19 protein-coding genes and 1 pseudogene are annotated in these 21,155 nt (G+C 67.2%); 8 read left to right on the forward strand and 12 right to left on the reverse strand.

Annotated elements, in window-relative coordinates; genetic code table 11:
• The first annotated feature begins 27 nt into the window (after positions 1–27).
• Positions 28–1,377, forward strand: a complete 1,350-nt coding sequence (locus CRO39_RS03185) for an acetate kinase (protein WP_238394515.1) — start codon at positions 28–30, stop codon at positions 1,375–1,377.
• Here CRO39_RS03185 and CRO39_RS03190 read toward each other — a convergent pair.
• Together CRO39_RS03190 and CRO39_RS03195 are read right to left on the reverse strand one after the other, a co-directional pair.
• Positions 1,349–2,170, reverse strand: a pseudogene (locus CRO39_RS03190) (ribonuclease H-like domain-containing protein); the annotation flags it as partial. The gene CRO39_RS03185 and the pseudogene CRO39_RS03190 overlap by 29 nt on opposite strands.
• A 56-nt stretch (positions 2,171–2,226) precedes the next feature.
• Positions 2,227–4,641 (reverse strand): DEAD/DEAH box helicase, encoded by a 2,415-nt coding sequence (locus CRO39_RS03195; RefSeq protein ID WP_097120402.1) that lies wholly within the window; start codon positions 4,639–4,641, stop codon positions 2,227–2,229.
• 243 nt (positions 4,642–4,884) lie between these two features.
• On the opposite strand from CRO39_RS03195, the gene CRO39_RS03200 reads away from it, so the two are divergent.
• Entirely contained in the window at positions 4,885–5,757 is an 873-nt protein-coding gene (locus tag CRO39_RS03200) for a DUF2268 domain-containing putative Zn-dependent protease (RefSeq protein WP_097120767.1), read from the forward strand.
• Between the two features lie 69 nt (positions 5,758–5,826).
• On the opposite strand, the gene CRO39_RS03205 is transcribed toward CRO39_RS03200, so the two are convergent.
• Complete coding sequence (locus tag CRO39_RS03205; RefSeq protein ID WP_097120403.1) at positions 5,827–6,726, reverse strand: LysR family transcriptional regulator; 900 nt, start codon at positions 6,724–6,726, stop codon at positions 5,827–5,829.
• Positions 6,727–6,821: 95 nt separating this feature from the next.
• On the opposite strand from CRO39_RS03205, the gene bla reads away from it, so the two are divergent.
• Positions 6,822–7,718 (forward strand): class A beta-lactamase, encoded by an 897-nt coding sequence (gene bla / locus CRO39_RS03210; protein ID WP_097120404.1) that lies wholly within the window; start codon positions 6,822–6,824, stop codon positions 7,716–7,718.
• 13 nt (positions 7,719–7,731) lie between these two features.
• Here the strand turns inward: bla and CRO39_RS03215 are convergent, their stop codons facing one another.
• Positions 7,732–8,643 carry a glycyl radical enzyme family protein gene (locus CRO39_RS03215; protein WP_162125668.1) on the reverse strand — a complete coding sequence of 304 codons (912 nt, stop codon included), beginning with the start codon at positions 8,641–8,643 and terminating at the stop codon, positions 7,732–7,734.
• A gap of 179 nt (positions 8,644–8,822) precedes the next feature.
• Here CRO39_RS03215 and CRO39_RS03220 point away from each other — a divergent pair, with 179 nt between their 5' ends.
• The gene (locus CRO39_RS03220; RefSeq protein ID WP_097120406.1) at positions 8,823–9,533 is read left to right on the forward strand and encodes a cyclic nucleotide-binding domain-containing protein; all 711 of its coding nucleotides are present in this window, start codon (positions 8,823–8,825) and stop codon (positions 9,531–9,533) included.
• Positions 9,534–9,558: 25 nt separating this feature from the next.
• On the opposite strand, the gene CRO39_RS03225 is transcribed toward CRO39_RS03220, so the two are convergent.
• Positions 9,559–10,560 (reverse strand): zinc-dependent alcohol dehydrogenase family protein, encoded by a 1,002-nt coding sequence (locus CRO39_RS03225; protein WP_238394516.1) that lies wholly within the window; start codon positions 10,558–10,560, stop codon positions 9,559–9,561.
• Positions 10,561–10,911: 351 nt separating this feature from the next.
• Here CRO39_RS03225 and CRO39_RS03230 point away from each other — a divergent pair, with 351 nt between their 5' ends.
• A complete protein-coding gene (locus CRO39_RS03230) occupies positions 10,912–12,255 on the forward strand; it encodes an alpha/beta family hydrolase (RefSeq protein WP_097120407.1) in 1,344 nt (447 codons plus the stop codon).
• A gap of 47 nt (positions 12,256–12,302) precedes the next feature.
• Here CRO39_RS03230 and CRO39_RS03235 read toward each other — a convergent pair whose 3' ends face one another.
• Together CRO39_RS03235 and CRO39_RS03240 are read right to left on the reverse strand one after the other, a co-directional pair.
• Entirely contained in the window at positions 12,303–13,565 is a 1,263-nt protein-coding gene (locus CRO39_RS03235; protein ID WP_238394517.1) for a ferredoxin reductase family protein, read from the reverse strand.
• Positions 13,566–13,835: 270 nt separating this feature from the next.
• A complete protein-coding gene (locus CRO39_RS03240) occupies positions 13,836–14,528 on the reverse strand; it encodes a VIT1/CCC1 transporter family protein (RefSeq protein WP_097120409.1) in 693 nt (230 codons plus the stop codon).
• Positions 14,529–14,815: 287 nt separating this feature from the next.
• On the opposite strand from CRO39_RS03240, the gene CRO39_RS03245 reads away from it, so the two are divergent.
• Together CRO39_RS03245 and CRO39_RS03250 are read left to right on the forward strand one after the other, a co-directional pair.
• Complete coding sequence (locus tag CRO39_RS03245) at positions 14,816–15,562, forward strand: cytochrome b/b6 domain-containing protein (RefSeq protein WP_274382251.1); 747 nt, start codon at positions 14,816–14,818, stop codon at positions 15,560–15,562.
• 69 nt (positions 15,563–15,631) lie between these two features.
• Positions 15,632–16,165, forward strand: a complete 534-nt coding sequence (locus tag CRO39_RS03250) for a helix-turn-helix transcriptional regulator (protein ID WP_097120411.1) — start codon at positions 15,632–15,634, stop codon at positions 16,163–16,165.
• Between the two features lie 52 nt (positions 16,166–16,217).
• Here the strand turns inward: CRO39_RS03250 and CRO39_RS03255 are convergent, their stop codons facing one another.
• The 5 genes from CRO39_RS03255 to CRO39_RS03270 all read right to left on the reverse strand — a co-directional run bounded on the left by CRO39_RS03255 (position 16,218) and on the right by CRO39_RS03270 (position 20,548).
• Positions 16,218–16,661 carry a CBS domain-containing protein gene (locus CRO39_RS03255; RefSeq protein ID WP_097120412.1) on the reverse strand — a complete coding sequence of 148 codons (444 nt, stop codon included), beginning with the start codon at positions 16,659–16,661 and terminating at the stop codon, positions 16,218–16,220.
• 99 nt (positions 16,662–16,760) lie between these two features.
• Positions 16,761–17,273, reverse strand: a complete 513-nt coding sequence (locus CRO39_RS20810) for an HPF/RaiA family ribosome-associated protein (RefSeq protein ID WP_141400693.1) — start codon at positions 17,271–17,273, stop codon at positions 16,761–16,763.
• Positions 17,204–18,046 (reverse strand): universal stress protein, encoded by an 843-nt coding sequence (locus CRO39_RS20395; RefSeq protein WP_141400694.1) that lies wholly within the window; start codon positions 18,044–18,046, stop codon positions 17,204–17,206. Before CRO39_RS20395 ends, CRO39_RS20810 begins: the two co-directional genes overlap by 70 nt.
• A 97-nt stretch (positions 18,047–18,143) precedes the next feature.
• Positions 18,144–19,037, reverse strand: a complete 894-nt coding sequence (locus CRO39_RS03265) for a ribose-phosphate diphosphokinase (RefSeq protein WP_097120413.1) — start codon at positions 19,035–19,037, stop codon at positions 18,144–18,146.
• A complete protein-coding gene (locus CRO39_RS03270; RefSeq protein WP_097120414.1) occupies positions 19,037–20,548 on the reverse strand; it encodes a thymidine phosphorylase family protein in 1,512 nt (503 codons plus the stop codon). The genes CRO39_RS03265 and CRO39_RS03270 overlap by 1 nt, the downstream gene beginning before the upstream one ends.
• A gap of 193 nt (positions 20,549–20,741) precedes the next feature.
• On the opposite strand from CRO39_RS03270, the gene CRO39_RS03275 reads away from it, so the two are divergent.
• Complete coding sequence (locus CRO39_RS03275) at positions 20,742–21,122, forward strand: hypothetical protein (RefSeq protein WP_141400695.1); 381 nt, start codon at positions 20,742–20,744, stop codon at positions 21,120–21,122.
• Positions 21,123–21,155 lie beyond the last annotated feature (33 nt).

Genomic DNA, 21,155 nt, shown 5'->3' on the forward strand with positions numbered 1-21,155 from the left:
CGATGATGGCTTTATGAGGAATCGCCAATGAAAAGGACGTCGATTGCCGCGCTGTCGCATATGGCGCTGGCTCCCTGTCTGGGCATGGCGCTGGCCGGGCCGGTGCTGGCGCAGGAAGTCCTGCCGCAGGTGGATGCCGAGGGCGCTCGCCTGGATGCCCTGCAGCGGGAAATCAACCAGCAGACCGCGCAACTGCAGCAGATGCGGCAGTCGCTGGAACAACAGCAGCAACGCATCTCGCAATTGCAGCAGGCATTGAACGAGGAACTGCTGGCCAATGCGCGCGCGCGTGGCGCAACGGCTACGCCGTTGGCGCCGTTGCTGGCGCAGCAATCAGGCGGCCAAGCGGTGGCGCCGCCACAAGCGCCACAGCCATCGCAACAACCGCAACCGGTAGGGCAGGCGCCTGAGTCGGATTCGCGCCCGCCGGAAGTCGCGCAGATCTTCGACCAGCCAGGCGTGCTGACGCCGCGCGGAAAATTCGTGCTGGAACCCTCCCTGCAGTACGGCTATTCGGCCAACGACCGCGTCGCGTTGGTCGGTTACACCATCATCCCGGCGCTGCTGATCGGGCTGATCGACGTGCGCCAGGTCAAGACCACCACTGCCACGGCTACGTTGACCGCACGCTACGGACTGAACAACCGGTTCGAGCTGGAAGCCAAGCTGCCCTATGTGTACGTCAACAGCGATACGGTCAGTCGCGAAATCTTCACCGGTTCTGCGGTCGACAACGTCTTCAACGCCAACGGCAACGGCATCGGCGACGCGGAAGTCACCGCCCGTTACCAGATCAATCGCGGCGGGCCGGACAAGCCGTTCTTCGTCGGTTGGCTGCGCTACAAGAGCCGTACCGGCAAGGACCTGTTCGAAGTGGTCACCGACTGCGTGACCCGCTGCGTGGCCAATACCACCGGCACCGGCCTGCCGCTGGAACTGCCCACCGGCACCGGTTTCGAGGCCATCCAGCCGGGCCTGACCTGGCTGTATCCGTCGGACCCGGTGGTGTTCTTCGGCAGCCTCAGCTACCTGCACAACTTCAAGCGCAGCAACGTCTCGCGCACGCTGCTGGGCGGGGTGACGGAATCGCTGGGCGAGGTCGAGGCCGGCGACATCATCGGCTTCAACCTGGGCATGGGACTGGCGCTCAACGAGAAGGCCGCCATCAGCCTGGGCTACGACCAGAACATCGTCGGCAAGACCAAGCAGAACGGCGAGGAAGTCGCCGGTGCGGTCCGTGTCACCCTGGGAACGCTGCTGCTGGGCGGCACTTACCGCTTCAACGAAAAGGTGTCGCTGAATGTCGCGCTGGGCGTTGGGGTGACCCGCGATACGCCGGATGTGACCTTCACCGCGCGGGTGCCGGTGACGTTCTGAGAGGCTGGCCGGTTTCGGCCAGTGCCAGTGCGGGGTAGGTAGTGGCCAGCTGGATCATCAGTCGCGCCAGTGTCACCACATCCTGATCGTTGTGCTGCAGCACGCGGCACAAGTTGCGCGCCGAACCGCCGCGCAGATAATCCAGCCATGCCGCCGGCGCCTGCGAGCCCGGCAGATCGTCTTCGCGGACGATTTGCAGCAGCTGCCGTTCGATGGTGGCAAGCCGGCAGTTTTCCCATACGCCGCGGTAGCGGCGGCGGGTCGGATACAACAGGTCCACATGGGTCAGCCCCGCCAGCGGATTGTCCATCCGGCACAGCCGGTAGCGCGTGGCCAGCAGCGGGGCGTCGTAGCTTTTGCCGTTGTAGCTGGCAAGCATGGTGTCCGGCGTCAGCCAGTCGCGGAACAGCTCCAGCATCGCCCGCTCGCCGGACATTGCGGTCAGGTACAACTGGCGGATGCGCAACTCGTCCGCGACCCAGTCGGCCGCGCCGATCATGAAGGCACGGGTGCCGGTGCCGCCGGCCAGGCCGGTGGTCTCGGTGTCGAAGAAAAGCAGCCGCTGGGTATCGATGGCATCGCGGCGGTCGAAGGCGCCATCCAGCAGCGCCGGAACATCCGCAGCGGGCAAGGTCCGCTGCACCAGTCGCACCGCCGGCGCGATTTCGATGCCGGGCAGTTCGCGTTCGGCCGCGCCGGCGCGCACCGTCGGCGTTGCCGGGCGTGCCCGCAGCAGGCGCCGCAGCATTTCCAGCGAAGTTTCGCCGCCTGCCGCGGCAACGGGAGCGACAGCCGGTGCAACACCGCCGGCCTGCGCCTTCAGCCGTTGCAGTCGTGCCAGCGACAGGCTCATGCGCTTCTCAATGCCGCCAGCACCTGCAGTGCGATCTGCCGCGGCGTGATCGCGGCATCCTCGTCGGCCGCCAGCACCGGCCCCACGCAGGCCGGGCAACCGGCCCTGCAGTCGCAGCGCTGCACCAGTTCGGCGGCGTGTTGCAGCAGTTCCTGTTGGCGCCGCCACAGCGGTTCGCTCAGGCCGACGCCGCCGGGGAAGTTGTCGTACAGGTAAATCGTCGGCACGAAGCGGTCGCCTTGCTCGGGATCGAGCAGGCTGCCGTCGGCGCTGCGCAGCTGGCCGCGGCCGCGGCCATCGGCGGTGGCGAACCAGGCGCCGTTGCCGTCGCCGACGGCCTTCTGCAGATCCGCCGCATCGGCCATCACCGCCACCTTGGCCACCACCTGCAGCGCGTAGCCGGCGCCGAGGAAGCCATCCAGCGCCTGCTGTCGCGAATCGAACAGCGCGGCCAACCGGTCCTGCGGCAGCTGCCACCAGACGCTGGTGGTGTGCAGTTCCTGGTCCGGCAACGTCACCGGGCCGTAGCCGATGTTCTCGTGCGTGTAGTAGCGGATCTTCTTGTAGCCGGCCACGCGCCGGACCACGTGCACTTCGCCGTGATGGCAGGTGCCGTCGCCGGCGATGGCGCCGTCGAAGCGCTCCAGCACCTTCAGCTTGCTGTAATCGATGGCGTCGGTGTAGTAGTCCGCGTGGGTGCGGGTGACATAGGCCTTGCGGCCTTCCCAGTCCAGCCGTTCGACCTGGAACGGCAGCGACTGCACCATGTAGATGGCGCCTTCGTACAAGGTCAGCGGCGCGGAGGTGAAGTCGACCTCGGCGATGATGGTCTGCCGGCCATCGCTGCGATCGACGACGACGAAGTTGCCGTCGGCCACCGAGCGCAGGCTGACCGCGTTGGCCGGGTAGCTGTCGGCCACCCATTCCCAGCGCTGGTTCTCGGCATGCACCACGCCGTCTTCGGCCAGCAGTTGCAGGTACACCTCGGGATCGACCGGGCCGAAGCGCTCGCCCTGCTGGAACGCCAGTTCGAACGCGGCGCAGCGGATGTGATCGAGCAGGATCACCGGCTGATCGGCATGGATGCGCGCGTGCTCGGGCGAGGCGGCGGCGAAGAACTCCGGATGGCGGACGATGTACTGATCCAGCGGGTCCGAACTGGCCACCAGCACGCCCAGCGATGGCTGCTGGCGGCGGCCGGCGCGGCCGACCCGTTGCCAGGTGGCGGCGATGGAGCCGGGATAGCCGTTCAGCACCACCACGTCCAGGCTGCCGATGTCCACGCCCAGTTCCAGCGCCGAGGTCGCAACGATGCCATCGATGCTGCCGGCGCGCATCGCCCGTTCGGCCTCGCGCCGCTCCGTGGGCAGATAGCCGCCGCGGTAGCTGCGGATGCGTGCCGGCTTGCGCGGGTCGTGATCGAAGACGTCCTTCAGGTATTTGGTCAGCACTTCCACCATCAGCCGCGACTGCGCGAATACCAGCGTCTTCAGGCCGCTGCGGATCGCCAGCCGCGCGATCAGGTTGCTTTGCGAACGCGCCGAGGCGCGCAGGCCCAGATCCGGATTGACTACCGGCGGGTTCCACAGCAACAGATGCTTGTCGCCGGTCGGCGCGCCCGACTCGGTGATGGCGGTGACCTCGCGTTCGATCAGCGCCTCGGCGTGCGCCTGCGGATTGCCGATGGTGGCCGAGCACAGGATGAACTGCGGCCGCGAGCCGTAGAACGCGCAGACGCGTTGCAGCCGCCGCAGCACGTTGGCCACATGCGAACCGAACACGCCGCGGTAGGTATGCACTTCGTCGATCACCACATAGCGCAGGTTCTCGAAGAACTGCGCCCACTTGGTGTGGTGGGGCAGGATGCCCTGGTGCAGCATGTCCGGGTTGCTGACCACGATATCGCCGTGCAGGCGGATGGCCTGGCGGGCATCGCCGGGCGTATCGCCATCGAAGGTGAAGCTGCGCACGCCAAGCCCGCCGGCCTGGTTGAGCTCCAGCAGTTCGGCCACCTGGTCCTGCGCCAGCGCCTTGGTCGGGAACAGGAACAAGGCCTTGGATTGGCGGCTCATCGTCGCGGCCAGCACCGGCAGCAGATAGCACAGGCTTTTGCCGGAGGCGGTGGCGGTGGCGATTGCAACGTCTTCGCCGCGCTGCACCGCGTCCCAGGCCTGGCCCTGGTGCGAGTACAACTGCTCGATGCCGCGGCTGCGCAGCGCCTGTGCGATCTGCGGCGGCAGCGCCGCCGGCAGCGGCACCCTCCGCGCCGGCCGCCCCGGCAGCAGTTGGCTGCCGGTCACGCGTGAAACGAATTTGCGTTCCAGTTGCGCGGACAGCCGGGCGCCGTCCAGCCGGGCCGGCAATGTTTCGGTTTCGGCTTCGAACAGGCGGGCAGGACCAGGCGCAGGCATCGGCAAACTCCACAGGCAGCGCCGTGTTGTACGGGCTGGCGGTCTCAGCGGGTGAGACCGCGCGAACCCTCAAGACGGGCATTGCGATATTCTTTGCGCTCCGCCGCCGTGCGACCGTGGCTGCCGGATCCTGCCTTTCGCCTCAGGAGAACCTGTTTGCTGGCCATTCGCATTCGGCGCTCAAGCCGATATCGCCTGATTGGGCTTGCGCTGTTTTTTGCCGCCATCTCGCCGGCGGCAGCCATGAACGCCGCTGCCGAAGCCGCCAGTACCGCACAGGTCAGCACCGATGATGTGACGCGCTTCTTCCGGGTCTACGATGCCGCCAACGGCAAGCCCTCGGTCGTGCAATTGCAGACGCAATATATTGAAGCCGGCAGCGCCGGCCTGCGTCAGTTCGCGGCCTTGCGCATCGGTTCCGCGGAAAGGCTGGCGCAGAAGATCGCCGCCGACCCTGCAATGTTCGAGGATGCGCGCCGCTGCGCCAGCGCGCTGCCAGAAATCCGCAACCGCATCGGAGCATCGCTGGACAAGCTGGCGGGACTTTATCCGGCAGCCTCTTTTCCGCCGGTCACCGTGCTGATAGGACGCGGCACCACCGGCGGCGTGACCACGCCGGCCGGCGTGATCATCGGGTTGGAAATGTTGTGCAGGGCCGACTGGCTGCAAGCCGATGTCAGCGACCGTTTTGTCCATCTGGCCACGCACGAGTACGTGCATGTCCAGCAACCTGGCGCCGCGGTCGATACGCCCGATGCGAGCCTGTTGTATCAGGCCCTGCTGGAAGGCGGCGCGGAATTGGTCGGCGAGCTGATTTCCGGCCAGGTGGCCAACATCCATTTGCACCGATGGGCTCAGGGGCGCGAGTGCGCCATCGAACGAGAATTCCAGGCCGATGCAGATGCCACCGATCTGTCGCGCTGGCTCTACAACGGCCGGGGCGATGCCGAGCGTCCCGGCGATCTTGGCTACTGGGCGGGTTACCGCGTAGTGAGTGCCTACTATGCGCAGGCAAAGGACAAGACCCAGGCCATTGCCGACATCCTCGACGTCACCCCGGAAAATGCCAGGCAACTGCTTCAGGCCAGCGGCTGGCAACCGGCGTGTCCGCCATAGGGATCGAAGGCACCGCGTGCCATTGCACGATGCTTGCGGAAGGCTTGCACCACGGGGCGATCTGGTCGTTCAAGCCACAGATGCCTTCGTGTCCACGGCTGGCTCGCCCTGGCAGCTGGCGAGCCAGTGCCTGAACTTCTGCATCGCCGGCGTTTCGGCCTTCGAACGCAATCGGGTCAGCCAATAGCGTCCGACATCGACCTCGGTATCGAACAGCCGCACCAGCCGCTGCGCGGACAGATCCTGCTCGAACATCGCAAACGGCAGCAGCGCCACGCCGGCGCCGGATGCGGCGGCGCTGGCGATGGCCAGCGACGAATCGAACATCGGCCCGCGCGCGCCGAAGTGCGGCAGGCCCGCCGCATCGCACCAGCGCGGCCATTCGTCCGGGCGGTAGGAGCGCAACAGCGGCACGCCGGCCAGGTCGCCGGGCTGGCGCAGGCGCCGGGCCAATGCCGGCGAGCACAGCGGCGTGAACGGCGCCGCCGCGATCTCCGTCGCCTCGCATCCCTGCCAGACGCCATCGCCAAAACGGATGGCGAAGTCCAGCCCTTCGCCGGCCAGATCGATGCGGTTGTTGTTGGTCAGCAGCCGCAGGTCCACCGTGGGGTGGGCGGAAGCGAAATCGTCCAGGCGCGGCAGCAGCCAACCGGTGGCGAAGGTGGCGACGACGCTGATGGTCAGCACTTCATGAAAGCGCCCGCCGGCAAACCGGTCCAGGCTGGCGCCGATGCGGTCGAAGGCCTCGTTGAGCACCGGGAACAATGCTGCACCTTCATCGGTCAGCGCCACCCCGCGCGGCAGCCGCCGGAACAGCACCACGCCCAGGCGCGCTTCCAGTCCCTTGATCTGATGGCTCAATGCGGCCTGGCTGACGCACAGCTCCAGTGCCGCACGGGTGAAATTGAGGTGCCGGGCGGAGGCCTCGAAGGCGCGCAGGGCGTTGAGCGGCAGTTGCGGACGAACCATTTCAGCAATTAGTAAAATTTATGGCTTGGATTAAATATCCTCGTTTGTGGACGAGCGTCAAGCGGCCAATACTCGCCTGAAACAGGAGGCACGACATGATTGAACGACGGGATTTTCTGCGCGCGGCCATCGCCGCGTTGGCGTTGGCTGGATTCGGCGCAAAGGCAGGCGCAGCCAGGGAAAAGGACGGGTCGGCATTGCCGAAGCGGCTGCGCGCCATCGAGAAGGACAGCGGCGGCCGGCTGGGCGTGGCGGTGCTGGACAGCGGCAGCGGCCAGCAGGCGAACTGGCGCGGCGATGAGCGCTTTGCGATGTGCAGCACCTTCAAATTTCTATTGGCTGCCGCCGTGCTGGCGCGGGTCGAGAAGGGCGAAGAGGCGCTGGAACGGCGGATACCGATTCTGGCCTCGGACCTGGTCAGCCATTCGCCGGTGACCGAAAAGCTGGTCGGCGGCGAAGGCGCCAGCATCGCCCAGTTGTGCGAGGCGACGATGATCGTCAGCGACAACGCCGCCGCCAACCTGTTGTTGCCGCTGGTGGGCGGACCGGAGGGCCTGACCCGATTCGTGCGCACGCTGGGCGACACCCGCACCCGGTTGGACCGCACCGAGCCCAGCCTCAACAGCGCCATTCCGGGCGACCCGCGCGATACCACCACGCCGCTGGCCATGCTGCACAGCATGCAGCGGCTGCTGCTGGGCGATGCGCTTGCCGATGCATCGCGTCAGCAACTGCTGGTATGGCTGCGCGGCAACCTCACCGGCGACAACCGCCTGCGCGCCGGGTTGCCGGCCGGATGGCAGGCCGGCGACAAGACCGGCACCGCCAACAACGGCAGCAACGGCACCAGCAACGACATCGCCATCCTGTGGCCGCCGGGCAGGGCGCCACTGCTGCTGACCTGCTACCTGACCGAGTCGCCGCTGGCCTCTGCAGCGCGCGACGGCATCCACAAGGCCGTCGCCGCGGCAGTGGTGGAGGCGGTCGCATGAGCCACCGGCGTGATCAGATCCTGGGAGCCTCCTCTGCGCGGCTTATGCCGGATGTGCGGATGGGCGCGTCGATCCACGGTTGCATTGCCGCAAGCAGGTTGCCCTGTGCGGCGGAGAACTGCATCGGTCCGCCAGCGGGCGCCGGTGCCTGCCAGGTGGGATAGCGCGCAGGGGTGGCCGCATCGGCAACGTTGTTGGCCAGGGCCGCCAGGCGTGGATGCGGCTGGATGGCCGTCAGCGAGGTATGGCGAACGCCATGGGCGAGGGCATCGGCCACCAGCGATTCGGGCATTCCGCGTTCGCGCCAGCGTTCGGCCAGGCGGCTGCGCTCGGATGGCGTGACCGGCGAACCGCGCTCGCTGGCCAGCAGGACCGAGCCGCGCAGGCAGCCTTCGGCCAGGCACATCGCAATCTCGCGCGCATGCTCGCGCGCTTCGGTGCTGGACAACGGGCAGCCCAGGTAGCGCATGGCATCGGTCAGGCCGATCACGCCGATCGACAGGGCAACCGGCAGGCGTGCGGAGGAAAACAGCGTTAGCGCGTTGTCCAGAAGATGCACCGCCAGCCCGGCCGTTGCCATGAAGCTGTCCCGATCGAACCGGGCAAGGCCGGTGAGCGGCGAGGACACGAACGCGGCGACGTTCAGCACGGCGGCAGGACTGTCCAGCTCTTCGATACGCGTGTCGGTGCCGGCGTACTGCAGCAGGCGCTCATCGGGCAGCAGCGACCAGCGGCAGAAGGCGTTGACGAGGTGGCGCACCAGCAGCGGAGAGAACGGACCCTCCACGACGGCCAGCGCGTTGGCCACGCGCCACCATGTGGCATCGATGTCCAGATCGCGCAGGCCGCTGCCGTCGCGCCACCGGAACCACGAATCCCAGGCTTCCACCGCGGCCGGATCGGTGAATCGGGTGGTCGGCAACATGCGTGAACTCGGCGAAACGGGTCGCGCCGTAGTGTGTTGGCCCCCGGTGGCGGCTTTATTGATCGGCGTCAACATGCCTGCGCTTTGTTACACAGTGTTACCAAGTGTTGCGCAACTATCGTCGTGGGAACGCCTACCGCGGTTACCGTGGCTGGCATTCCCGCCGCAGGCCGACAATCATGTTCGACGCAGCCGAAAGCCCTACCGAATCCGCGCCGTCCCCGCTGCTGTGCGCCGGCGGTTCGCAGCCTGCCACCAGCCACCGCCTGGAATCCCTGCTCAGCGGCCTGCCGCTGCAGCGCCGGCGCCTGCGCAGCCGCCAGTACGTTTTTCATGCCGGCCAGCCCAGGCAGCACCTGTACCTGGTGCACGCCGGCTTCTTCAAGACCTGCCTGGGCAGCGAGGACGGGCGGGAGAGGATCACCGGCTTCCGGATGCGCGGCGATCTGCTGGGTATCGATTCGCTGGACCTGGCGAGCCACAGCTGCGACGCGGTGGCGCTGGATTTCGGCGAAGTCTGGGAGATCCCGGTCGCCCAGTTGCAGAACGGACTGCCCGGTTTCCAGGAATGCCTGACCGCGGCGCTGGCCAATGAAATCCGGCGCGACTGGAGCTGGATGCTGGCGCTGGCCACCTTGAATGCCGAACAGCGTGTGGTCACCTTCCTGCTGGATTTTGCGGTTCAGATGGAACGGTTGGGCTTCAGCCCGCGGTGCCTGCTGCTGCGGATGTCGCGTGCCGACCTGGCCAATTTCCTGTCGCTGCAACTGGAAACGGTTGCCCGGGTGCTGTCGCGGTTGCAGGGCAGGGGATTGATTGACGTGGCCAGGCGCGAAATCCGTATCGAGGATCGCGCCGGCATGCTGGCGCTGCTGTCGGGCCTGCACTGACGCCGGGCCGGATAGATTGTTGTAATCACTCCGGCACCAGCACGGCGGCTCCCTGGAAACGGCCGGCGCGCAGTTCGGCCAGGGCCAGGTTGGCGTCCTGCAGCCGGAACCGCCGGACCTGGGTATGCACGTCGGCGCGGCCGGCCGCTTCGAAAAAGCCCGCGGCGTCTTCACGGGTCAGGTTGGCCACCGAGACCAGTTGCCGTTCGCCCCACAGCAGGCGGTAGGGAAAAGCGGGGATATCGCTCATGTGGATGCCGGCGCATACCACCCGGCCGCCCTTGCGCACCGCGGCCAGAGCGACCGGAACCAGTGCGCCGACCGGCGCGAACAGAATGGCCGCGTCCAGGCTGACGGGCGCGGCCTGATCGGAACCGCCGGCCCAGCAGGCTCCCAGCGAGCGCGCGAAGGCCTGGCTGTCCAGATCGCCCGGGCGGGTGAACGCATGGACCTGGCAACCCTGCCAGCGGGCGATCTGGGTTGCGATGTGCGCGGCCGCGCCAAAGCCGAAGATTCCCAGGCGCTGGCATGCGCCCGCGGCGCGCAGCGCACGCCAGCCGATCAGTCCGGCACACAGCAGCGGCGCGGCTGCCACCGGGTCGCTCCAGCGCGCATCAAGCGCAATGCAGTAGTCGGCCGCGGCCACGACGTGGGTGGCGTAGCCGCCGTCGTGCGTACAGCCGGTGAATTCGGGCTGATCGCAGAGGTTTTCCTGGCCGTGGCCGCAGAAAAAACAGTGCCCGCAAGTGTGGCCCAGCCACGGTATTCCGACCCGCATGCCAAGCGTAAGCCGGGGCGTTGCCGGTCCCAGCGCCTCGACGATGCCGACGATTTCGTGCCCCGGCACGATCGGGTAGCGGGCCTGGGCAAGTTCGCCATCGAGCAGATGCAGATCGGTGCGGCAGACGCCGCAGGCCTCCACCCGTACCCGCACCTGGCCAGCGCCGGGGACCGGGAGCGGGCGCCGGGTCGGAACCAGCGCCGAACCGGCATGCGGCAGCAGCATCACCAGATTTTCGTCACCCATGGTAGGCCAACCCCAGCGCCGCGCGTCTGCCGGCGATGGCCGGTGCGCTGCTGCGCATCGGTTGCTTACAGGCCGGCAGGACGGGTGTCCGGCAGTTCATGCGCCATCCAGCGTCCGGCGACTTCCCGCGGCCCCGTCGCAGCGGTACGGTCCGGATGGTTTCCATGGTGGGCGCATGGCGGGCAGACATTCGACTGAACCTTGCTTCTCGGCGGTGCGATGCCACATCAAGTGTCGCGGGTAAACGGACAGGAACCTTGATGCAGATCAACGGGCGCTCCGGCAACCGGCGCATCGTAGCGACAGGGTGCGATGCGGCCATTGGCCGCAAAACGCAACAGGAGGTGCACCATGCCGCTACTGCCATTCCGGGACCGCGAAGAAGCCGCCCGTTATCTGTCCGAAGCGCTGTCCCGCTATCGCGGCCAGCACCCGATCGTGCTGGCCATCCCGCGCGGGGCGGTGCCGATGGCGCGGAGGGTCGCCGATGCGCTGGAAGGCGAACTGGACGTGGTGCTGGTACGCAAGCTGGGCGCTCCCGGGAATCCCGAACTGGCCATGGGATCGGTGGACGAGGCGGGCAGGGTGTGGCTGAACGACATCGCAGAGCGGATTGGCGGCAGCGATGCCTATGTCCGGCAAGAGACGCAGCGACAGCTGGCGTTGATCCGCGAACGCCGCCAGCGCTACGCGGCTGGCCAGCCCGGGCTGGATCTGGCCGGACGGATCGTCATCGTACTGGATGACGGGCTGGCCACCGGCGCCACGATGACCGCCGCGCTGCGCGCTGCCCGCAGCCAGCGGCCTGCGCGCCTGGTATGCGCGGTACCGGTGGCTGCGGCCGACAGCCTGGCCGAAGTGGCCGGCCTGGCCGACGAAGTGGTCTGCCTGGAGACGCCTTCCCCGTTCTATTCGGTAGGCCTGCACTACCGCCGTTTCGATCAGGTGACCGATGACGATGTGGCCAAGGCGCTCGGACCGGTGCGGACCGCAAACCCGGCCGCAACGGCGGCGCCCGGCTATCCGGTCCGGATTGCCTGCGCAACGGTAGCGATGGAAGGCGAGGTGCGTTCGCCGCCGTCGCCGCGCGGAATGATCGTCTTTGCGCACGGCAGCGGCAGCAGCCGGCACAGCCCGCGCAACCGCGCAGTGGCGGAGGCGTTGAACCGGCGGGGTTTTGCCACGTTGCTGTTCGATCTGCTGACGCCAGCGGAAGACCGCGACCCTGCGTGCCGCTTGGATATTCCGCTGTTGGCGCAAAGGCTGGACGCGGCGGTTGCCTGGGCGCAAGGCGAAGCGGCCCAGCGCGACATTCCGCTGGGATTGTTCGGCGCAAGCACCGGTGCCGGTGCGGCGATGGCGGTCGCGGCGGCCCGTCGCGGCGAGATTGCGGCGGTGGTTTCCCGCGGTGGCCGGCCGGACCTGGCCGGCCGGGCAACGTTGACGAATGTCAGGACGCCGACGCTGTTGATCGTAGGCGGCAACGACCCGGAAGCGCGTTCCTTGAACCGACTGGCGGAAGTCATGATGCGGCCGTGGGCGGTGATTGCCACCGTCCCCGGCGCCACCCATCTGTTCGAAGAACCTGGCGCGTTGGAGCAGGTGGCAAAGCTGGCAGCCGACTGGTTCGACCGCTGGTTCGCCAAGGACGCCATGCATGGGCGCGACAACGGGAACGCATCAGGGGCGCGATAGCCGCAGCTTCCACCTCCGCCATCGTTGCCGTTGCCGTTGCCGTTGCGTCAGCGGAACTCGAAGAGTTCGTGGCGAAGGCGGCTGTCCGGCACGCCGGTTTCCCGCATCAGCTCGCGCACTTGCCTGAGCAGGCCCCTGGGGCCGCAGAAACTGATTCGGACCTGCGCAGGCCCTGCCTGGGCAACGACCTCGGCGAAACGGTGACGGAACTCCGGCGCGCCGGGGCCGGTGGCGATGTTCGCCAACGCCACGCCGCGCCGGTCGGCCAATGCCTGCAGATCGATCGCCTCGGGCAGTTCGCGCCCGGGAGTGAAGAAGTGGAAGAACGTCACCTGGCCGGAGCGGCTGTCATTGGCCTCCTGCAGCCAGGCGAGAAAAGGCGTCACTCCCACCCCGCCGGCGATCCAGATCTCAGCGCCGCCGTCGGCCGTACGCTGAAAACGCCCGAACGGCGCATAGACCTCTGCCATCAACCCGGGCCCGGCTTCTTTCACCAGGCGCGCCGTGTAGTCGCCCAGCGAACGGATCATGAAGGCGATGCTGCCGTCCTCATTGGCGGCGCTTGCGATGGTGAAAGGATGCGGCTCGCGCAGGCCGTCGCGCTTGAAGGAAACAAACGCGAACTGGCCTGGAACGAAGGGGATCTTCCTGCCCACCGGCATGAGCTGGAGATGCACGGCGCTGGCATTGGCGGACACCGCCTGCAGGCGGTACTCGGCGTGCTGCGACAGCAGGGGATACAGCAGCAGCTTGTACGCGGCCGCAATCACGCCCAGGGCTGACAGCGCCGTCAGCCATATGCCCGCCGGGCTGACCAGCGCGATGGGCGATTTGAAGCTCAACCAGTGCGCGATGACTATCAGGAACAACGGCCCGGACAACTTGTGCCACCAGCGCCAGACGCGGTAGGGGATATTGCGGTTCAGCGCCAGCACGACGATGAGCATCAGCGCCACGAAGCTCAACTGCCTGACCAGCCGTGTTGCCGGGCCCAGGGTCACGATGGCCGCGGTCTGCCATTGCGCGTCCCCGGCCTTGAAGACGAAATGGATCGAGCCGAATACCAGCGCCCAGACGCCCAGCCATTTATGCGTTTCGTAGATCCTGTCCAGACCGCCGAAAACCGGCTCCATCCACTTCCAGCGCGCACCGAGTATGGCCGCCATCGCCATCAACGAAACCGCGGCCACGCCGGAACCAAGGCTGAGCGCTGCCGTGCTCCACCAGGTGCCGGCTGGTATCGCAGGCAGCAGCGCCGCGAAACTCGCCAGGACCAGGAAAACCACCAGCGGGCCGGTACCGAGTCTCAAGGGGCTTGCCGCAATCGATAAGTCCGTACCATTTTTCACGATGCTCCACCTTGCCTGTCGGCTGCTGCCGTCGCGTCGCAAAACGCGGTTGATCGCGTTCGGAGCGACAGCCGGAGGCCGCCCGCGCGGTTCCATGGGCCCAGTTTGCGCCAATGACCCGTTCTTTCATTGATCGCAGTCAATTGCCGGGACCGGTCAGGCGCCCGCAGCGGGCGCCGCTGCAACGGCGCTGGCGCGCAACGCATCTCATCCCAAAGGTCATAACACGCTCTATGCAAGCCCCGCCGTGCCGAACAGCTTGCCGATGCCTGCGGTAATCGCCATCGCCAGCGCGCCCCAGACCATTACCCTCAGCGCGCCGCGTACGATCGAGGCCCCGCCCATGCGGGCCGCAGCACCGCCCAGGATTGCCAGCAGCAGCAACGAAACCAGCGCGATGACCAGGGTGACGCTGCCAGTCCAGAATGCCGCCACCAGCAGCGGCGGCGCAGCTCCCACGCAGAACGACCCCGCCGATGCCAGCGCGGCCTGCAGCGGACGGGCCTGCGTGGCTTCGTGGATGCCCAGTTCATCGCGCAGATGCGCCCCAAGCGGGTCCGCCGCCGTCAGCTCCTTGGCCACATCCAGCGCCAGGGAAGGGCTGAGCCCGCGCTTTTCGTAGATTCCTGCCAGCTCCTGCAATTCGGCTTCCGGCTGGGTGGCCAGTTCGCGGCGTTCCTTTTCGGTGTCGGCGCGCTCGGTGTCCGATTGCGAACTGACGGAAACGTACTCGCCGGCGGCCATCGACAGCGAGCCGGCCACCAGGCCCGCCAACCCGGCGAGCAGCACGCTGCGTACGGACGCATCCGCCGCGGAGACGCCGACAATCAGGCTGCTGGTCGAGATCAAGCCGTCATTGGCGCCAAGGACGGCGGCGCGAAGCCACCCGATTCTCTGGTTCCTGTGCCGTTCTGTATGGCGCATGGCAAATTCCTGGCGGGCCGGTACGCGCGACCTGGCGTTGGCGAAAGCGCCGCACCGGTCGCCCCGGCTCCTGTTTACCCGATTCGTGCCGCTTGCGGCAGAGTGATTCTCAGTACCTGCCAGGCCTGGCGCCCGGGAACCGCCGAGCGCCACCGGAATCGCCCGGTCGCGGCAGCGCGTGCCTGCATGCAAATCATTGATCGAGCGGGCGCTAGGCCATTCGCCTTATGGCCTGGCAGGGGCCAGTCCTCCAAAGTCGGGCCGGTCCCTTCTCGTGGAGATTCCTCATGCTAACGTTGCCTGTCTACGATTGGCCTACCCGCATTTTCCATTGGCTGTTTGCGGCATTCTTCGTGACGGCCTTCGCCATCTCCAATCTGCTCGACGACGATTCAGCCGGATTCCCGCTGCATATGCTGGCGGGCATGGCGCTGTGCGGCGTGGTTCTGCTGCGGCTTGTCTGGTCCCTGGCAGGCACCCGTCATGCGCGACTCTCGGACCTCAAGCTGGGTCCGGCACAGCTGATGTCGTACCTGAAAGGAACGTTCGGCGGCACCAGCCAGCGCTGGGTTGGGCACAACCCGGCTTCCAGTTGGGCGGCGGTCGTCATGGTGGGGCTGGGAATCGGGCTGGGCACCACCGGCTATCTGATGGCCAGCGGTTCCGGAAGCGAAATCCTGGAGGATGCGCATGAATTGATGGCCAACGCATTCCTTGCCGTCGTGCTGCTGCATATCGCTGGGTTGATCGTGCACGCGCTACGGCATCATGACCGTCTGGCGGCCAGCATGGTCACGGGCAGGAAACAGGCGCTCTCCAGCGATCGGCAGGCGGTGCGTTCCCATCCGTTCGTCGGGCTGGCGTTCGTTGCGCTGACGGGGTTGTCCGTCGTTTACCTGCTGAAGCACTATGATGCGCAGACGCGTTCCTTGGACCTGTTTGGCCAGGTATTGCAACTGGGCGAAGACGAAACAAGCCACAGCTCCGGCGCAAAGGATCGGGACAGGCATGAGGGCGCGAACGAGCACGAATGAGGCCTTTGACGGGCGGGGCCGGCAGCGATGATCGAGACGAGCGATACCGCGGAAACCCCAGGCCCGGGTATGGGGGCCAAGGAGCGTGCCGTCACGGCCACCGTGCTTGTCCTGATCGCATTGCTGGCCGCGGTCGATCTTCTGATCGATCTGCGGGACGGCGTAACCGCATGGCATGTCCTGGCCGAGGCCCTGGTGGCGACTGCGGCCTGTTTCGGTGCGTTCTATCTGCTGCGCGGTGGCTGGGAACTCCGCCGCCGCCTGGATGTGCAGGCCCATGACTTCTCGGTCTTCCGGCAACAAGCCGAGGCCTGGCGCGCCGAATCGCGAAACCACGTCGAAGGGCTTTCGCGCGCCATCGCCAGGCAGTTGGATCAATGGCAGCTGTCGGACGCCGAGAAGGAAGTGGCCTTCCTGTTGCTCAAAGGCCTGAGTCTCAAGGACATCGCCGCCGCGCGCCGCACCACGGAGAAAACCGCACGGGTGCAATCCAGCGCGGTCTACGCCAAAGCCGGCCTCGCCGGTCGTTCCGAACTGTCGGCGTTCTTTCTGGAGGACCTGCTTCCGCCAGCTGCGGCTTCGTCTTCGGTCGACCGGCGCTGACGACCGCGCCCGGTTTCGGCGCCGCAAGGAAACTCTGCGCGCCGGCGGTGGCTCAGATCCGCGTCTGCATCTCGCGGACCTGTTCGCGGGTGAGGGCCTGGCCGAGCTCGCTCAGGTGGGCGCCGATTGCGCCATAGATGTCGTCGGCGGAAACCATGCCGGTCAACTCGCCAGCGGCATCGAGCACCGGCAGCCGGCGCACGCCGTTGCGCCGCATGGTGCCGATGGCATCGAAGAGATCCTGATCCTCGCCGCAGGTGGCCACTTCCCGGGTCATTACGTCCGATACCTGCAGCGTGTCCGGGTCGACCCCTTCCACGACCAGCGAAACCACGATGTCGCGGTCGGTCAGGATGCCGACCGGGGCGCGGTCTCCGTTTGCCGTGCCGAGCACGACCAATGCCCCTACATGGCGGTGGCGCATCAAGCTTGCCGCGTCCCGCACCGAAGCGGCGATATGGATGGGGTTGCTGGTGCAGATGTCGGCGATACGCATGGGCTCTATTCCTTCGCATGGCCGCGGGATGGGGCTCGCAACGGCCGTGAATGATGACCTGGCTTTCTTCGACAAACTCGATGGCCGCGCCGGAGTCCGCTACGGCGGCGGAGATGCCAGCGAATGTCGCTTGACGTCGCCGCGCTGGATCCTCACGAAGTCTTCCAGCTGCCGGCGCAAGGCCGTAAAGGCGTCGCGGACGGCCACGTAGGGGTCTTCATGGCTGCGGTCCGGCGCCGCGGTATGGCCAGCCTCGATCTCGCCGCCGGGCAGCGTCGCGTGGATGCGCACCAGATAGCGGTTGCCTTTCTGGTGCCTGCGCTCGCTCTGCTGTACGCTGACGCTGCAGGCCGTGAGCCGGGGCGCGAAGCGCTCCAGCTTGGCGGCGTGTTGTTCGATGTCGGCCTGCAGGGCAGGCGATGCGTCCATGCCTTGAAATGTGATTTTGAGTGGGAATGGCGTCATGATTTCTCTTGTCGTGCGAGGTTGATGGCGCGCGGCCCGTGCCGGCGAAGGCGCCGTTGCCTGTCGTGCGGCAGGTGTCAGTGGGAATAGAGCACCGGCAGCGGGCTTCTTACCAGCATTTCCCGGGTCATTCCGCCGGCCACCCATTCGCGCAGCCGCGAATGGCCGTAGCCTCCGATCACGATCATCTGCGCTTTCGCTTTCTGCGCGTGCTCGATCAGGATCTGGCTGAGCGGATTGTCGTGCGATGCCTTCTTCACCAGCTTGACCGCAATGCCATGGCGGGCAAGATGATCGGCGATGCCGCTGCCCGGATCCGGCGATTTGTCCGGCTGTCCGGCAGGCGCATCGATCATCAGGATATCGACCTGCTCGGCATCGCCAAGCAGCGGCAGCGCATCGTGGACGGCGCGGGCGGCATGGCTGTTGGCGGTCCAGCCGATGACGACCCGCTTCAGCGGCAACGACAGCTTGCCGCGCGGCGGCACCAGCAGCAGCGGGCGCCCGGAGCCGAACAGCAGTTCGGAAAAGAATGCGTTGGCGACCGCGTCGCCCACCGGGCTGCCGGCGGTGCCGGCCAGCACGGATAGGTCGGCGCATTGCGCAAGGCTTACCGCCATCTCCGGCGGCGGGCTGGACAGCGCTTCGACCACGCGCACTTCGGAGTCCACCGCTTCCTTTTGCAGCCGGTTGCGCAGCTTGGCCGCATTCGCCCGCGCCTGCGAGCGCAGCCTGTCGTGCACTTCGCCCATCGCCATTGCCGGCGCCAGATCCCACGGGCCGGTGACCGGCGCCTGGAGGTTCACCAGCTCGGCGATGGTCAGATGGGCCTGGTGGTGCGCCGCCAGCGCCACGGCGACATTCAACGCAGCGCCATCGGCCGGTGCGCCTGTCATGGGGATGAAAATGTCCTTCAGCATGACCTTGCCCTGGATTGCGGCCGCTGCCCGGCCGCGACCATTACAGACCTGCCCGGTAGCCGCAGCATTGATCCAGATCACAACAAGCCATCAAAAACTAGTCGTTGCCGAACATGTCGGCGCTGGCGTGCCCCAGCAGCGTGGCGATGGGGATGGCATTGGACGCATGGGCAATCGAATCGGTACTGGCCACCCGTGCGACGCCTGCGGCAAGCAGCTGCTCGTAGGCGCCCGGTGCGAACACCGCGTGGATGGCCACGCATACCGGCGCCGGCAGGTGCAGCGCTTTCAGCTGTCCCGCGGTTTCGATCATGGTCCTGGCGGAAGAGACGATGTCGTCCACGATGACCGGCGTGCGTCCGCCGATGTCGGCGATGTCGGGCGCGCCGACTTCCACTTCGCGGTCGCCGCGGCGGATCTTGTTCAGCACCAGGTACGGCACTCCGGCACGATGGGCGATATCGGAAACCCATTGCCCGCTTTCGCTGTCAGGTCCGATGACGACGGCGTCGGCAACGTTTTCGCGTATCCACCCGGCCACCGCCGGCGCCGCGGCAACGCGGCGGGCGGGAATCCGGTACAGGCTGGGGAGGTCGGGATTGCGGTGCAGATGCGGGTCGACCGTCACCAGCCAGTCGAAGCTTTCCTCAAGGAAGCGCGCGAACAGCGTTGCGCTGATCGCTTCGCCGGGATGGAAGCGCTTGTCCTGGCGCATATAGGCCAGATACGGCGCGATCAGCCCCACCGAGCACGCGCCGAATTCGCGCGCAGTCGCGGCGGCGAAGCGCAACGCCATGGCCATCTCGTCGGGGTGGTGCAGGCTGGCCAGAATGGCGACATCGGCCGCGTGCAGCGCTTCGTCGACTGTCACCAGCGATTCGCCATCGGGAAAGCGGCGCCACTGGAGCCGGCCGATGCGCGCGCCCACGCGCGGGGCCAACGCATCCGCAAGCGCGGCCTGGGCAGGGAAGGGCAGCAGTACGCGGTTCATCACCGATCCTCGATGGAGAAGATGTCCGGGTGCTCGGCGGCGTACTCCAGCGCGTACTGCAGTTCGCCGCGGCTTTGCGCGTGCACATGGAACAGCGGCTCGCCGGCGCGAACCTGCGTGCCGAGCCGGAACCGGCAATCGATGCCCGCAGCGACCGCGCGGGGCGCTCCGGCCAGCTTGGCGATCCTGGCCAGGCGGCGGTTGTCGACATCCCACAGCCGGCCGCTGCGCATGGCCAGCACCGGTTGCGTATGCGCGGCCATGACCGGTTCGGAAAACCCGCCCTGGGCCTGGCAGATGGCCATGAACTTGCGCAGCGCTTCGCCGCTGTCCAGCAGTTCTTCGGCGCGGGCGCGGCCCTGGCCGGGGACCGCGCCGGGGGCGATATCGAGCAGGGCGCCGGCCAGGTGCAGCGAGCGTTCGCGCAGATCGGCCGGCGCTTGCGCGTCGCCGCGCAGGACCTGCAGTACATCGCGCGCCTCCAGTGCCGGGCCGATGCCGTGGCCGACCGGTTGCCGGCCATCGGTCCGCAGCACGGCTGCGGTCAGCCCCAGCATCCGCGCCGTGATCGCCAGGCGCGCCTCCAGCGAATCGGCCGATTGCGGCGAACGCACTTTGGCGGTGGCTCCCACCGGCATGTCGATCAGCACATGCGAGGAGCCCGCTGCGATCTTCTTGGACAGCACGCTGGCCACCAACTGCCCGTCGCTGTCGAAGTCCAGCGGGCGCTCGATGCGGATCAGGATGTCGTCGGCAGGACTCAGGCGCACGTTGCCGCCCCAGACGATGCATCCGCCTTCGCGCTCGACCACCTGCCGCATCGTGGCCAGATCCAGCACCACCGGCGCCATCACTTCCATCGTATCGGCGGTGCCGGCGGGCGAGGTGATGGCGCGCGATGATGTCTTGGGAATGCGATGCCCGGCCGCGGCCACGATGGCGACCACGATCGGCGTGGTGCGGTTGCCGGGCAGTCCGCCCACGCAGTGCTTGTCCAGCACCGCGCCGCCGCCCCAGTCGATGCGCTGGCCAACCGCGACCATGGCGCGGGTCAGGCCTATCGTTTCCTCATGGTCCAGCCGTTCGCCAGCGCATGCGGTGACGAAGGCCGCCAGTTCGATATCCGACAGCCGGTCATCGACCGTGTCGCGCATCAGGCCGAGAAGATCGCGATCGCTCAAACGCTGGCCGAACACCTTGGCGCGCAATGCCTGCGTCGAGGCGGGCGGGTCTGGGTGGCTGAACACGGCCCACGCATCCGGTTCCGGTTGCAGCGCCGCCCAGGCCTCGTCCGACAGCGCCGCAACGTCCAGCCCCAGCCAGTCGCCGGTGACCACGTTGAGGGTGGCGACCAGTTCGCGGCCACCGCTGCTCACCAGGATTCGGGTCAGCGCGGTGAAGCCTTCGGACCGGCAGATGTCGCAGTCGCGGTGCATGTAGACCACCGGCTGCTGGTAGGTGTCGATGCCGGCCGGGACCAGCCGCATCCGCTTGTGGCCGTCCAACGTCATCGTTGTGCGTCTCCGGTGGCGGGCGCGTTCGGGGCGGGGAGCTTGTCATCCGGATTCATGGCGGAAGCATGCGCCAACGTCCTTCAGCGTCCTTGATCTGAATCAATCAAAGTCGGAACGGGACGGCGTAGATTCCATTCCGTTCCCGCATTCCCTGCGCCATTGCAGGCGCCCCAGGAGTAGTATCCGCCTCATGCCCCGACGTACCCGCCAGCGCATGCGCATCGCCCTAGCGGCGATTCTGTGCCTGCTGTTCCAGCAGTTGGCGATGGCGGCCTATGCCTGCACGTTGACCCAGGCGCCGCCGGAGCCGGCAGCGGCTGCGGGGCACTGCGCCGAAATGGGCATGGCGCAGCAGCAGGACAATCCGGTGCTGTGCCAGAAGCACTGCAATCCAGACCGGGTGGTCGCCGCCGACATCGTCAAGCTGTCGGTGCTGCCGCTGGCGTTGCCGCCGGCGCCATTCGGGCCCGTCCTGGCGCAACCGCTTTCCCATGCGACCGTACAAACCCGGGCCGCCGCCGCATGTGCGGATCCGCCCCCGCGACTGCGCTACTGCAGTCTGCTGATCTAGACCCCGAAGCGATCTGACCCATCCGCGCCGGCG

The sequence above is a fragment of the Pseudoxanthomonas wuyuanensis genome, from assembly GCF_900215535.1.
In the GTDB taxonomy this organism is placed as follows: domain Bacteria; phylum Pseudomonadota; class Gammaproteobacteria; order Xanthomonadales; family Xanthomonadaceae; genus Pseudoxanthomonas_A; species Pseudoxanthomonas_A wuyuanensis.